The organism is Oleiphilus sp. HI0086 (assembly GCF_001635225.1).
This window is the reverse complement of record NZ_LWFZ01001029.1, coordinates 1-13,961: the sequence shown is the minus strand read 5'-3', so window position 1 is coordinate 13,961 and position 13,961 is coordinate 1. Positions and strand designations below refer to the sequence as shown.

15 protein-coding genes are annotated in these 13,961 nt (G+C 45.2%); 7 read left to right on the top strand and 8 right to left on the bottom strand.

From position 1 onward, the window contains the following. Positions 1–514: methyltransferase (locus A3756_RS18425; RefSeq protein WP_156490587.1), on the bottom strand; the 514-nt coding region annotated here is incomplete at its 3' end. Between the two features lie 144 nt (positions 515–658). Between A3756_RS18425 and A3756_RS18420 the strand changes: the two genes are divergently transcribed. After that, a complete protein-coding gene (locus A3756_RS18420; RefSeq protein WP_068514472.1) occupies positions 659–1,495 on the top strand; it encodes a mechanosensitive ion channel family protein in 837 nt (278 codons plus the stop codon). 385 nt (positions 1,496–1,880) lie between these two features. Continuing rightward, positions 1,881–2,393: an aminoacyl-tRNA deacylase gene (locus A3756_RS18415; protein WP_068554211.1), complete on the top strand. Its 513-nt coding sequence runs from the start codon at positions 1,881–1,883 to the stop codon at positions 2,391–2,393. 92 nt (positions 2,394–2,485) lie between these two features. On the opposite strand, the gene A3756_RS18410 is transcribed toward A3756_RS18415, so the two are convergent. Next, positions 2,486–3,901 (bottom strand): Do family serine endopeptidase, encoded by a 1,416-nt coding sequence (locus A3756_RS18410; protein WP_068514468.1) that lies wholly within the window; start codon positions 3,899–3,901, stop codon positions 2,486–2,488. Positions 3,902–4,009: 108 nt separating this feature from the next. Here A3756_RS18410 and A3756_RS18405 point away from each other — a divergent pair, with 108 nt between their 5' ends. The 3 genes from A3756_RS18405 to A3756_RS18395 all read left to right on the top strand — a co-directional run bounded on the left by A3756_RS18405 (position 4,010) and on the right by A3756_RS18395 (position 6,145). Next, positions 4,010–5,269, top strand: coding sequence for an FAD-dependent monooxygenase (locus tag A3756_RS18405; RefSeq protein WP_068513876.1), 1,260 nt, complete (start codon positions 4,010–4,012; stop codon positions 5,267–5,269). Between the two features lie 23 nt (positions 5,270–5,292). After that, entirely contained in the window at positions 5,293–5,655 is a 363-nt protein-coding gene (locus A3756_RS18400; RefSeq protein WP_068514465.1) for a histidine triad nucleotide-binding protein, read from the top strand. Between the two features lie 97 nt (positions 5,656–5,752). After that, a complete protein-coding gene (locus A3756_RS18395; RefSeq protein ID WP_156490586.1) occupies positions 5,753–6,145 on the top strand; it encodes a hypothetical protein in 393 nt (130 codons plus the stop codon). Positions 6,146–6,149: 4 nt separating this feature from the next. On the opposite strand, the gene trpC is transcribed toward A3756_RS18395, so the two are convergent. The 4 genes from trpC to trpE are packed head-to-tail and all read right to left on the bottom strand — an operon-like array spanning position 6,150 to position 10,142. Continuing rightward, positions 6,150–6,980, bottom strand: coding sequence for an indole-3-glycerol phosphate synthase TrpC (gene trpC / locus A3756_RS18390; protein WP_068514462.1), 831 nt, complete (start codon positions 6,978–6,980; stop codon positions 6,150–6,152). Positions 6,981–7,000: 20 nt separating this feature from the next. Beyond that, entirely contained in the window at positions 7,001–8,035 is a 1,035-nt protein-coding gene (gene trpD / locus A3756_RS18385; RefSeq protein ID WP_068554209.1) for an anthranilate phosphoribosyltransferase, read from the bottom strand. Between the two features lie 35 nt (positions 8,036–8,070). Then, positions 8,071–8,649 carry an aminodeoxychorismate/anthranilate synthase component II gene (locus A3756_RS18380; RefSeq protein WP_068554207.1) on the bottom strand — a complete coding sequence of 193 codons (579 nt, stop codon included), beginning with the start codon at positions 8,647–8,649 and terminating at the stop codon, positions 8,071–8,073. Between the two features lie 11 nt (positions 8,650–8,660). Next, positions 8,661–10,142 (bottom strand): anthranilate synthase component I, encoded by a 1,482-nt coding sequence (trpE, locus tag A3756_RS18375; protein WP_068514455.1) that lies wholly within the window; start codon positions 10,140–10,142, stop codon positions 8,661–8,663. A 441-nt stretch (positions 10,143–10,583) separates the two neighbouring features. Between trpE and A3756_RS18370 the strand changes: the two genes are divergently transcribed. After that, complete coding sequence (locus A3756_RS18370) at positions 10,584–11,300, top strand: PEP-CTERM sorting domain-containing protein (RefSeq protein WP_068514453.1); 717 nt, start codon at positions 10,584–10,586, stop codon at positions 11,298–11,300. A 54-nt stretch (positions 11,301–11,354) separates the two neighbouring features. On the opposite strand, the gene rpe is transcribed toward A3756_RS18370, so the two are convergent. Continuing rightward, positions 11,355–12,026: a ribulose-phosphate 3-epimerase gene (gene rpe / locus A3756_RS18365; RefSeq protein WP_068513466.1), complete on the bottom strand. Its 672-nt coding sequence runs from the start codon at positions 12,024–12,026 to the stop codon at positions 11,355–11,357. 137 nt (positions 12,027–12,163) lie between these two features. Between rpe and A3756_RS18360 the strand changes: the two genes are divergently transcribed. Continuing rightward, the gene (locus tag A3756_RS18360; protein ID WP_068554205.1) at positions 12,164–13,285 is read left to right on the top strand and encodes a DUF3530 family protein; all 1,122 of its coding nucleotides are present in this window, start codon (positions 12,164–12,166) and stop codon (positions 13,283–13,285) included. 85 nt (positions 13,286–13,370) lie between these two features. Here A3756_RS18360 and A3756_RS18355 read toward each other — a convergent pair whose 3' ends face one another. Then, positions 13,371–13,883, bottom strand: coding sequence for a MarR family winged helix-turn-helix transcriptional regulator (locus A3756_RS18355; protein ID WP_068512375.1), 513 nt, complete (start codon positions 13,881–13,883; stop codon positions 13,371–13,373). Positions 13,884–13,961: the final 78 nt, after the last annotated feature.

Genomic DNA, 13,961 nt, shown 5'->3' with positions numbered 1-13,961 from the left:
GAGGACATTTAGTGGTAAACAAATCTAGCAAGTCGTGATTATCTTTGTCATATAGTACATCCGCCGCGGTGATCAGGTCGAGCTCTTCATCAAAAGCCATAAAGTCTTCAGAGTAGTCAAAGCTCAGAGAGTTGAGTTCGGCATTTGCACGACAAGCTTCAAGAGCGTCTGAGTCGATATCACAAGCTATGACTTTTTTGGCACCAGCCTTGGCAGCAGCGACTGCAACAACACCCGAGCCGCTACCAAAATCTAGCACTGTCTTACCACGCACATATTCCGGGTTCTCCAGAATGAACTGAGCCAAAACCTGTCCACTTGCCCAACAAAAAGACCAGTAGGCAGGTTCGGCCACAACAGCCTGTGCTTCGTCATGGCTAAGTGGGCCCTGTAATACAGCTGGGTCAAACAGATAAAGGCCGATTGCAGGGCAGGCGGGAGGTTTAGTCGCCTTGACACGACCTTTAGCGAGAGTTTTATTTAAGTTAGCGTTGAGTGTATCGACAGTATTCATGACATTTTAATGATGATTGACAGTGTTAAGTTGACCAGCTTGGTGTAGCTACTTTATGCTGCGAGGAATAATAACAACAGCATTTCGATGCATCATAGATAATACAATAAAGTTACTTTTAAACTAGGGTAAAAAAGGAAGACTATGGAAAATATAACTGAAACTACAGATAAGCTAGAAGGCTATGCTGATATAGCTGTAGAAGCTGCAATTCTTTACGGGCCAAAAGTTGTTCTGGCTATTGTTACCTTGATAATTGGTCTTTGGGTGATAAATCGAATTGTTAGCAAGGTTGAAAAGCATTTTACGTCTAAAGCGGATCCAACGCTTGGTTCGTTTGTCAGTAGCCTGGCGTCAGTCATCTTCAAGATGATGCTATTGATTGCTGTTGCATCAATGGTTGGTATTGAAACTACTTCTTTCGTTGCAGTACTCGGTGCTGCTGGCTTGGCCGTTGGTTTGGCATTGCAGGGCAGTTTGTCAAACTTCGCTGGCGGTGTTTTGATCTTGCTATTCAAGCCTTTCAAAGTAGGCGACTTAATTGATGCTCAAGGCCATATTGGTGTCGTTAAGGAAATTCAGATCTTTAACACAATTCTAACAACGGCAGATAATCGCGTCGTTATTATTCCAAACGGTGCCCTATCAAATAGCAGTATGGTTAATATCAACCAGCTGGATACTCGCCGTGTTGATTTCGTTTTTGGTATTGGTTATAGCGATGATATTGATAAAGCGAAAGCGATTATTGAAGGCTTGATCACTTCAGATTCTCGTGTATTAAAAGATCCTGAGCATTTGATTGCGATCTCTGAATTAGCGGATAGTTCAGTCAACTTTACCGTTAGGGTTTGGACTAAGACGGCGGACTACTGGGCAGTTCACTTCACAATGTTCGAAGCAGTTAAGAAAGCGTTTGATGAGCAAGGAATTAGTATTCCGTTCCCTCAACAAGACGTACATATGCATACAGTTCAATAACCTACGCACTAGCGCCGGTTATTTAAGACGTTATTTGTTTTGCTGATAAAAGGCGCTCTTTTGAGCGCCTTTTTTATTAATAAACGTATTTCCTAACCTGCGAAAGAATGAAAACAAGTGTGATAATACTGCTGAAAAACTGGAAAAAAACTCATCTATAAACGACGCTAATAAAAAGATACTTTTTGTTACTTCAACTTATCTTTGTTCGTGACTAAGATGAAGTTAAGAAAGAATTTAGTATCAACGAATTTTGCTGGTCTCTATCTGCCTGTGCATAGCGCTTCAGAAATACGAAGTGACTGAGACAAAGCAATAATTACGATTGTCTCGATCTACTAAAGACAAAAATAACGAGTGTTAGGCAGTTATAGAGGTACTGGAAATGCCAGTTGAACAGCTAAAGCAATATCTAGATTCGAATGACGTTCAATACGTATCAATAGAACATTCGGTAGCATATACCGCAAAAGAGATCGCTGAACGTATTAAACTTAAAGGTGACCAAATGGCGAAAACCGTTATGGTCAATTTGGACGGTTGTATGTCGATGGTGGTGCTACCCGCATCATGTCGAATACGCTGGGATCAATTTATGAGAGCCATGGGAACCGAGCTGGTCGCCCTGGCAACAGAAGATGAATTTAAAGACCGTTTCCCATCATGCGAAGTGGGTGCTATGCCACCATTCGGCAATTTATATGATGTCCCCATCTATATGTATGAAGGGTTCGATGAAACCGGTGATATTGCCTTTAGAGCAGGAAATCACCACGAAGTGATTAAAATGAAGCTCTCTGATTATATGGAACTAGCGCATCCGATGACGCTAAATGAGGGCTTCGCAAAGATTGGTATGAAGAAGCCAAGCTGGTTGTTAAAGAAGAAGGCCGGGTAGAAAACCTAGCCTTCTATTGTTTACCGTTTACAATCTCCGGGCCTTACAGCAGGCGGCCTGAACTGCGGCTCGGGGATTTATTCTTTTAATTGCTAGCGAACATAGAGAATCAGGTCTTCGTATCCTCGTCGGATGCGAAATGCCTGCACATTTCGCTGCCTCAAATAAGACTTAAGCTCTGCAATATTTCTAATCCTGCTTCGGTTGACCGCGAAGATTATATCCCCTTGCTCAAAGCCTACTCGTTTAGCGATCGAATTATTGCTCAGTTCTTTAACCTGAATGCCAATAGCTTCTTCTTGATCACTTGGAATGAGATCCATTAACAGGCTTCCGCTCAAATAAGAAGAGACTTTGTCACCAGCTATTTCCGGGACAGGTATGGCTTCGATCTCAATTTCGAGCGCTTTGTTATTGCCATTGCGAATAATCTCAAGATCAAGGGTTCTGCCAATTGCAGAAAGTCCAATTCTGTTTTGGATATCATTGGCATTCCTGATGGCCCGACCATTTGCCTTAGTAATAATGTCGCCCTGCTTTAGACCTGCATCATCTGCTGCGCTGCCATCCTCGATACTACTGACAATAGCCCCCTGATAGGTATTAAGCTGATGTGTTCCGAACGAGAAGGCTTCAGCTAACTCAGGGCTTAAGTCTTGGAAACGGGCACCGATACCGCCGCGTTTTACTTCACCAAACTGGATAAGTTGTGACATAACTGATTGGCTGACTTCAGTTGGAATGGCAAAGCCAATGCCAACGTTTCCTCCGGCTGGAGCGATAATGGCGGAGTTGATGCCAACTAAGTTGCCATTGAGGTCAATTAATGCGCCGCCTGAATTGCCGGGGTTAATGGAGGCATCGGTTTGAATAAAATCTTCGTACCCCTGGATGCCAAGACCATTCCGCCCAAGTGCGCTGACAATTCCAGTAGTCACCGTTTGCCCAATACCAAAGGGGTTACCAATGGCAATTACAAAGTCGCCAACGGCTAGGGAGTTAGAGTCGGCGATTTTCAAAGATGACAACTTTTCTGCATCGATCTTCAGCAAAGCGATATCAACCTTCTTGTCGGAACCTACTAAGGTGGCTTTGAATTGACGCCCGTCCTGAAGTTTTACTTCGATATCGTTAGAGTCAGCAATGACATGATGATTGGTAAGAATATAGCCTTCTTTTGCATCAACTATTACACCGGAGCCAGCACTTTGAACTTGGCGTGACTCTTCAATTTCATCAGGAAAAGAGAAGAAATGTCGAAAAAATGGTGACTGTAGTAAAGGGTTATATTTACGCTGAATGGTATAGGTCGCAATATTAACCACGGCTGGCGCTGACTCCTTAATGATCGGCGCGAGAGAGGGTTGTGAATTTCCTTCTATCAGACGTTGCGGAAAGCCAGCGGCTTGAAGTGAAAAAGAGAAACTTAAGCTGAGCAAGATGAACAAAGTCAAACCGTATTGCTTGAAGTTAAAAAACACATTATTTGATAATTGATTAAGACGCATCTTTTTATTGTCCTTCACTGGGTATTACAGGCGATATTATAAGCTCAAAGGTGTGATTGTTGGGAAGTTCTTGCATAATACTGCAAAAGATTTGCTGAGAGGAAAAGCATGAGCAAGCAATATGATGTAGTGATTGTCGGTGCCGGTATGGTCGGCGCTGCCATTGCCTGTGGATTGGCTCGATCGAACTTTAAAGTTGCGGTCATTGACCCGCTATTACCCCCTGCGTACGTAGAAGGCGAAGCACCTCACATTCGGGTATCGGCGATCAGCTATGCGAGTGAACAGATATTAAAAAACCTGGGTGCATGGCAATATATCGAAGGCAAACGCTTATGTCCTTATCGACGTTTAGCAGTAAATGAGATGCCTGCTAAAAAGGGGCTATCTGCCTTATTGCCTGACATCTCGACATGGGCAAGAACCGAGTTTGATTGCAGTCAGATTGGCCAGAGTCATCTTGGCAATATTATTGAGAATGATATTGTTCATCTCGCTTTGCATGAAGCAATGAACGGCCTGGAAAATGTTAGCGTCTATTGTCCAGACAAAATTGAAGAGATGGAATTGGATGGTGAGCTGAAAACCCTGACACTATCAAAAGCAGGAGACATTAGCGGGCGCGTAGTGATTGGTGCCGATGGCGCACAGTCACGTGTGCGAGAACAAGCCAGCCTCGGTCAATATAAAGACAAATATGCGCAGCATGCTTTTGTCTGCACTGCTGCGTATGAAGGCAGTCAGGAAGATATTACCTGGCAGTCATTCACCTCTCATGGACCCTTGGCATTTTTGCCCTTGGCCGATAGTGGTAAGGAACACTTTGGCTCACTCGTCTGGTACGACTTGCCTGAAAGTGTCGGCAAATTATCGCAGATGGGTAACGAGGAGCTGTTAGCGACGATCAAAGCTGCTTATCCTTCAGAGCTTCCTACCATTACACGCATTGTAGAGCACGCTAGCTTCCCTTTATTTAAGTCCCATGCCATTAACTATGTCCGCCAGGGTGTGGCATTGGCGGGGGATGCAGCACATACTATCAATCCTTTAGCCGGGCAGGGCGTTAATCTGGGCTTTATGGATGCTGCGATGCTAATCGAAATTCTGGGGCAAGCACACTTAGCGGGCGAAGATATTGCTAGCCTTGAAGTCCTGCAGCGTTATCAAAAAAGTAGACGACCAGAGAACCAGAAAATGATGAGCATTATGGATATGTTCTATCATGGCTTTAGTAATGAGTTGCTGCCGCTAAGGGTGGTAAGAAATATAGGCCTGGGTCTAGCAAATAATTCCGGGCCTGCGAAAAATAAAGTGATGCAGTATGCGGTGGGCGCAATAGGTAACTTGCCTAAACTTGCTCAAGCCTAAAGGAAGCAAACGAGGAAAAAACAATGACAGAAACGCTATTTACCAAAATTATTGATCGTCAGATTCCTGCAGATATCGTCTATGAAGATGACATCTGCCTGGCATTCAAGGATATTCAGCCAACCGCTCCCGTACACTTGCTTATCATCCCTAAAAAACCAATCGCGACGATTAACGATATGGATGAAGGTGATAAGGAAACATTTGGACATTTGTTCTTTGTTGCCAAGAATATTGCCGCCGATATGGGCTTCGCAGAAGATGGTTACCGTGTTGTGATGAATTGCAATGAATATGGTGGACAAAGCGTCTACCACGTACACCTGCATTTAATCGCTGGTAAACCTTTGGGTTGGCCTCCTTTCACCGAGAAGCTTAAAGTCTGAGCAAGTGTAAACAAGGGTAAAACCATTGCTGACAGACTAATATTTAAGCACCCTCTTCGTTAAACTAGAGCTACCTAAACGAAGAGCGTGGTGAAATATGATCTGGAACCTGGAAGAAAGAAAGTCTAATAAGAGCCTACAGTCAATACTACAAGGCTTGGTATTATTTGCCATGATGTTTTCATTGGCGGCACTTGCTGAAGCTGATGAACTTTCTTCTCGTCTGGAATCACACTTCAATGCCGATAGCTCGTATCGCTTTATCAACTATGAAAGTGTTAATCAGGTGCATGCTGATGAGTATGGCAGCATGCGCTACTTAGTGATGGATTTTGATTTGCGACTTGCCAGTAATGATCTTCAAGGCAGTATTCACCAGATTTGTAATACTGTCTTGGCAGATAGGCAGTTAATAAAAGACCTATCTCGTCATGGCTATGATATGGTTTCAGTATCATTTGATAGGCAGTCACAGTATGACTGCCTATAAATACCTAAAAAAACAAACGCTCTAACTCCTTACCCGGGTCTGCCGCCCGCATAAATGCTTCACCGACTAAGAAGGCGTTCACATCACGTTCTTGCATAGCGATCACGTCTTCTCGAGCATGTATGCCGCTTTCTGTGACCACAATCCTATCTTCGGGAATCTGCTTCAATAAGTTAAAGGTGTTATCGAGTGATACTTCGAAAGAGTGAAGGTCCCGATTATTAATGCCGATTAAGCGAGTTTCCAGCGTTAAGGCATCTTTAAGCTCTGCTTCATTATGAACTTCGACCAAAACATCCAGGCCGATTTCATGGGCGATGCCACTTAACTCCTGCATTTGATCTTTTGTTAGGCAAGCGGCAATCAGTAGCACGCAATCAGCATTCACAACGCGGCTTTCGTAGATCTGATAAGGCGCGACCATAAAATCCTTACGGATAATCGGCAAGGCGCTCGCAGCACGAGCTTGTTGCAAATAGTCCTCATGGCCTTGGAAAAAATCACGGTCAGTAAGTACCGATAAACAGGCTGCACCGGCCTTCTCATAACTTTCGGCAATGGCGGCAGGTACAAAGTCCTCTCGAATAATTCCTTTGCTTGGTGATGCCTTCTTGATCTCGGCAATAATGGCAGGCAAATTGTTCGCGTTCTTGGATTCTATCGCCCGCACAAAGCCGCGGGTCTCATCCCGATCGAAGGCTTGTGCCTTGCAGTCGGCTAGCTTTAGCGTGCTTTGTCTTTCCTCAATTTCCTGCCACTTGCGTGCGACAATCTTTCGCAGAATGGTTGGAGTTTTATCGCTGGCTGAATCTGGGCCAAAAGAAACGTCTGACATAATGAATCCGGTATATAAAGTTATTCTGCAAATACGCGCGTAAAGCTCGCCAAGTCATTTAATTTAGCTAAAGCTACGCCAGAACCAATGGCATCGGATGCCAGCTCAACGCCTTCAGCCAAACTACTAGCCAGGTCAGAAGCATAGATCGCTGCACCGGCATTTAAAGTAATAATTGAGCGTGCTTTTTGCGCAGCCTCGCTTTGTTCCTTTCCTAAAGCTGCTTTTATCAAGTTTAGGCTTTGTTCTGCACTATCGACACCCAAGCCATCAAGTGAAGCTCGCGCCAGGTCAAAGTCTTCTGGTTTGATGGTGTATTCACTGACTACGCCATCCTTGAGTTCAGCGACATGGCTGTCGCCGGAAATAGTGATCTCATCGAGGCCGTCACTCGCGTGGACGATGAGTACATGCTCGCTACCCAGACGTTTTAATACTTCAGCCATAGGCTTACACAAAGCACTATTGAATACGCCGATCACTTGCTTACCAACGTTAGCAGGGTTAGTCATGGGGCCAAGCATATTGAAGATGGTACGAATAGCCATCTGCTTCCGGGGGCCAATAGCATGCTTCATAGCGCTATGGTGAGCTGGTGCAAACATAAAACCAACACCAATTTCCTCAATACAACGCTGTACTTGCTCGGGGCTTAAAGACAAATTAATGCCTGCAGCTTCGAGTACATCAGCACTGCCAGTGCTGCTAGAAACGCTACGGTTACCATGCTTTGCTACCTTGCCACCCGCTGCAGCTACCACAAATGCACTGGCTGTCGAGACGTTAAACAAGTTAGCACCATCGCCGCCGGTGCCACAGGTATCTACCAAGTGTTCGCCGCTGATATCTACTTTAGTAGAGAGCTCTCGCATCACCTGAGCAGCGCCGGTAATTTCATCAATGCTTTCGCCTTTCATGCGCAAAGCAACTAGGAAACCGCCAATTTGAGCTTCTGTCGCTTGGCCTGTCATAATCTGTTGCATGACAGACTGCATTTCATCGGTTGCTAGGTCGGTGTTTTCAACGACTTTTGCCAGAGCTTGAGTAATATCCATGCGTATACCTATTTTTATTCGCTTATCGTTTTATCTTATCGGTCTAAGAAATTCTTAAGTAAGTCATGACCGTGTTCACTTAGAATTGACTCAGGGTGGAATTGAACCCCTTCAATATCAAGTTCCTTGTGGCGAACACCCATGATCTCTTCGACACTACCGTCTTCGTTTTCAGTCCATGCCGTGATTTCCAGGCAATCAGGTAGCGTATCTTTACAAATAACCAGTGAGTGGTAACGGGTTGCGGTGAAAGGGTTAGTCAATCCCTTAAATACGCCCCTATCGTTATGATGCATGGCTGAAGTCTTACCGTGCATCACCTGCCCGGCACGAATGATATTTCCGCCAAAAGCCTGGCCAATACTTTGGTGACCCAAACAAATACCAAGAATTGGAAGCTTGCCTTTAAAGTGCTCAATGGCAGCCAGTGATACACCGGCTTCGTTTGGCGTACAGGGGCCAGGTGAAATCACAATTTTACTAGGTTTTAGCGCTTCAATTTCTTCGATGGTAATTTCATCGTTACGGTAAACATGAACATCGGCACCGAGTTCGCCCAAGTACTGAACAACGTTGTAGGTAAACGAGTCGTAGTTATCAATCATTAATAGCATTGTTTTTCTCCTTACCCGTCTAAGCCTTGAGTTGCCATTGCCACCGCTCTGAATACAGCGCGCCCTTTATTCATGGTTTCATCCCACTCACTTTGCGGTACCGAGTCTGCAACGACTCCCGCACCGGCTTGAATATGCAATACCTGGTCTTTTATGACCGCGGTGCGAATGGCAATCGCCGTGTCCATATTGCCATTCCATGAGAGGTAACCAACAGCGCCGCCATAAACGCCCCGCTTAACCGGCTCAAGCTCATCGATGATTTCCATCGCACGAATTTTCGGGGCACCACTTAGAGTACCGGCAGGGAAAGTCGCGCGTAATACATCAATCGGACTGGTATCGGGTTTTAGCTTGCCGGTCACGTTCGAGACAATGTGCATAACATGAGAGTAGCGCTCTATCACCATTTTATCGGTGAGCTCTACACTGCCAATTTCACTAACGCGGCCAGCATCATTTCGTCCTAAATCGATTAGCATCAAATGCTCGGCGCATTCTTTAGGATCTGCGAGTAGGTCTTTCTCTAAGGCTAAGTCTTCTTCTTCATTCATGCCGCGCTTGCGAGTACCAGCAATCGGCCGAACAGTAACTTCACCCTCTTCTACGCGCGCAAGTATTTCAGGTGATGAGCCGACAATATGAAACTCGCCCAAGTTCAAAAAGTACATATAGGGAGAAGGATTCAAACAGCGTAAGGAGCGATACAGATTCAAAGGCTCAGCAGTAAACGGAATCGACATGCGCTGTGAAATCACCGTTTGCATCACGTCACCAGAGAGTACGTATTCCTTAATGGTATCGACAGCGTCTTTAAACTTGTCTTCAGAAAATCCAGATATAAAGTCGCTTTCTTTTATGTCAGTTTGTGTGGCTTCTTGAGCCGGCTCCGCGCAGGTATTATTCCGTAAACGATGAACCAATAAATCCAGTACCGACTGAGCTATTTGATAAGCATCTTCAGTGGCAGGGTCTGCATGATGAATAAGTATCAACTTGCCACTTAGGTTATCGAATACAACCAGCTGGTCAGACACCATAAGCAAGATATCAGGTGTACCCAAAGGATCTTCAGGACAGCTGTCAGCAAGCTTTGGTTCAATGTATCGAACGGTGTCATAACCAAAGTAGCCAACCAAACCGCCATTGAAGCGTGGTAAGCCTTCTATTTCGGGCACCTTGAAACGCGTTTGGAATTCCTCAACAAAAGCTAAAGGGTCACTGCACTCGTGTCGCTCGATGATTTCGCCATCTTGCTCGAGTGTGGCTGTGGAGCCAGAAATTCTAAGTACTTGCGTACAAGGCAAACCGATGATGGAGTATCGGCCCCATTTCTCGCCACCATGAACAGACTCTAGTAAATAAGAATAGGTGCCGTTAGCGAGTTTAAGATAAGTACTTAAGGGCGTATCGAGGTCAGCCAAGACTTCACGCGTGACAGGAATGCGATTGTAGCCTTGAGCCGCTAGTTGTGAAAAATGCTCAGGTGTCATAGGGTGTTCCTAACTAAATTCATAATCTATTAATTAAAACGAAGCGGTATACAGCGCAGGAGCTGCAAATATTGAACGAGCGCGTGCTCAATTAGCTAGCTTCGCCAGCGGCAGGGAAGCAGCGCACGAAGGGCTGCGAAATTATGAACGGATGTAGACACTGAACAGTCTCTCTACTCTAATCAATTAATAGGTATAAAACGGCCTACAGATTACCTCAGGCCTGTGAGTGAATCAATAGCTCAGGGTGCATGCTAGCTCGCTATTTGAGACTCTCATAGCTTTAAATATAGCAATTTTAGCCAAGGCAGCTGCTTAAGCTAAAAAAGACTACATTTTTTTGCTAAGACAGGTATATTAATTGAGGGCTAGGAATCCTTAGCTCAATGCGAACAGGATGTTTGCAGAATCTATTTCTATACTTTTTAAAAGGACTTAAAAATGAAGAACTTTCTTAAGCGCCCAACGATGGCGCTATCTGTGTTATTGGCTTCCTCATCACTTCAAGCTTTACCTGTTTATATCAATGAGTTTCACTATGATAATCAGGGGGCTGATCAAAATGAGTTTGTTGAAATAGCAGGCTTAAGTGGTACAGACTTACTTGGTTGGCAACTCGAGTTTTATAATGGCAATAATGGCCGACGTTATATGTCATGGGACTTATCTGGTAGTTTTTCCGATCAGCAGGCAGGCTATGGTGTGTTAGCCTTTACCGGCTCTGGTGGTCTGCAAAATGGTGGCAATGATGGTATTGCCTTGGTAAATAATCTGGGCGACTTAGTACAGTTTATTAGCTACGAAGGCTCCCTTGTCGCAACAAATGGTTCAGCTTTGGGCGCCACAAGTATCGATGTTGGCGTTGTAGAGTCACCGTCTACGGCTTTGGGTAGCTCAATACAGTTAAGTGGCACAGGAGAAAGCTCTGAAGCGTTTGCTTGGGTCTTGGGGCAAGCTTCCCAAGGGGCTTTTAATACCGATCAACTTTATCAGGCGCCTATTGTTTCTGGTCCTGTCGTACCAGATATTCCGACATTCACTGAGCCGGGTTCAAACCCTGATGTGGTATCGGTACCAGAACCTGCCAGCTTAAGCCTGCTGGGCTTGGGGTTACTCTTACTTGGTCAAATACGCCGGGGCGCTAAAATGCGAAGTTAGGGGAAGTAGGCGCTCGGTTTTGCAACAAGCTGAGCGCCTTGGATGACGTTTGGGCTAGGAAATGCCAGCTAACTTGGCTCTCATTGCTGCGATGGTTGCCTGATAGTCATCGGTATTGAATATGGCTGAGCCGGCAACAAAAGTGTCGGCACCAGCTTGTGCTATCTCGGCTATATTGTTGATATTGACGCCACCGTCAATTTCCAATCGGATATCTTTACCTGAATCATTAATCAACTTGCGTGCTTGTCGAAGTTTATCGAGTGTACCAGGAATAAACTTTTGGCCGCCAAATCCGGGGTTAACGGACATGAGCAAAACCATATCGAGCTGGTCAAGGGTATGGTCAAGGTAGTGTAAGGGGGTAGCCGGGTTAAAAACTAAGCCCGCCTTGCAGCCACCATCTTTGATGAGTTGTAATGAGCGATCAATATGCTCAGAAGCCTCTGGATGAAAGGTGATATAGGTCGCACCAGCATCGATAAAGCTTTTGATCATATCATCGACTGGCTTCACCATTAGGTGAGCATCAATTGGAGCTGTCACGCCGTGCTTTCGAAGCGCCTCACAAACCATTGGGCCAATTGTCAGGTTAGGGACATAATGATTATCCATCACATCGAAGTGAACGATATCAGCACCGGCTTCGAGAACATTCTCGACTTCTTCACCTAGGCGTGCAAAGTCGGCAGAAAGAATAGAGGGGGCGATCAAAAATTGGCTCATGGTTTCCTCGGAATTAATAATTTGCGCTATTCTAACGTAGAAGCGCTGGTGCGAATAGTTTAGTTGCCGATAAGTAAAGTGTTAAGCCTATTGATGATAGGTTTGTGCCTCCGAGTGTCACTAAGATGAGTTTTTATATGAAATGGTTTTGCCTTGCTCTTGTTACTCTTATATTCAGTTCTAGCATGGTGCTGGCGGAAGATGCACCTGACGCCTCTGAAGGCAAAGAAGAAAGTGAAACCAAGAGTGAGGCGCTTAGAGTTGGACATATAGATCTAGATAAGGTGACTCAGCAAGCCCTGATATCGGAATTGAGGCAAAAAGAAGTAGTTTGGCTGGATGTTGAGTACCCCATACCTGAAGGTGGTTCTTCTGCTGGAAGTGTTCAGGTTCTGGCTTTACAAAGACCTTCTCAAAAGCCGCAACAACATGGTGCTGTTTTATTGGTTCCTGGTATCGGCCAGCATGCGGACTGGCCTCAAGTAATAAGGCCTGTACGCAGTGGGCTTCCAGAGGCGGGTTGGTATACCTTGGCGCTCTCATTACCAGGCGCTTCCATAGACAAAGTCCCAGAGCGAGCTTTACCAGTAAAGAAATTTGATGAGCTTGAACTAAGCCCTGCTTTGGCAGAAGCATTAAACAACAAGACAGCCAAAAACGAGGATAGTGGAAAAGATAAGTCAGATGGTGAGGCGGAAAAAAGTGAGCAAGCGGCAGACAAAGACGATGCAGTTACCGAAGACAGTTCTGATCCAGATAAACCTGTTGATATAGACCTTGCCGATAAAGAAAAGCAGCTAAAAGCAATTCCCTACCAAGACAAAGCGCTTGCGCACGTGAACGCTGGTATTTCGTACTTACAGCAGCAAGGCTATCAGAATATTGTTTTGTTAGCCTATCGCGCTTCAGCCAACATTGCCTTTGAGTATCTCAAGCAAAAGCAGGGGACATTTAGTAATAAAGGCTTTGCTCTGGTACTGGTTGACCCTGAGTTTGATGAACCTTTACAAGTCGATCTGGCAGAGCATTTAGGGCAAAACTTCCAGCCACCCGTCTTGGAGATGGTTAATTCGGTGGAAGATGAAAGTTCTGTCAAAGCGCGCTTGGCATCGGCAAACGTGGCTGGCGCAATTAACTATATGCAAGTGGACTATGCGTTTAATTTATCTGAAGGGCCACAGAAAAATTTGGTTCGACGAATTCGTTATTGGCTTGAGAAATATGCACCGGGTATGATTGTAGGTAATCGTTCCCGTTAAGTCGGCGAAGTAGCTGGACGGTAAGTTCATAGACGCTACAGATTACAATGCAGGGCATGACATAGCCAAACATGCGTTTAGGTGATCACTTTCCTTCATAGGCATCAGGCGAGTTTCCAGCCATGTCCTGCCTATCGAGCACGCCGACATCCAAGACAGGAGACGCATCAATATGCTGTGCATCCATCATTTGGGCAACGCGTTGCAGACTTGAAATAATCATCGTTTGCTCCCACTCCTGAAGGTCATTAAATTGTTTGGCAAATTGGTCCTGGAGAGGGGTGGGGGCATCCTTTAAAACTTCTAAGCCCGCATCGGTTAAGTAGGCGTGGACCTTACGCTTATCTTCCTTGGACCTTTCTCGATAGACAAATTCGCGCTTTTCCAAGCGGTCAAGAATGGTTGTGACGGTAGCTTGGCTCAAGCTCATGTCATGTGCCAGTTCACCAATGCTCACTTCGCCCTTATTTCTTATCGTTTGCAGCAAGAGAATCTGTGGTGCTGTTAGCCCGGTTGTTTTGGCTAAATGTTTGGAGTGGAGGTCTGTCGCCCGAATAACGCGACGAAGGGAAACCAAAACTTCTTCGATATGATCCAATGGACAGTCCTCATAAACTTGGTATTAAGTAGCAGAGGTCTCTCAAAGCCCCTCTAATAAGATAACTAGATTATCCCT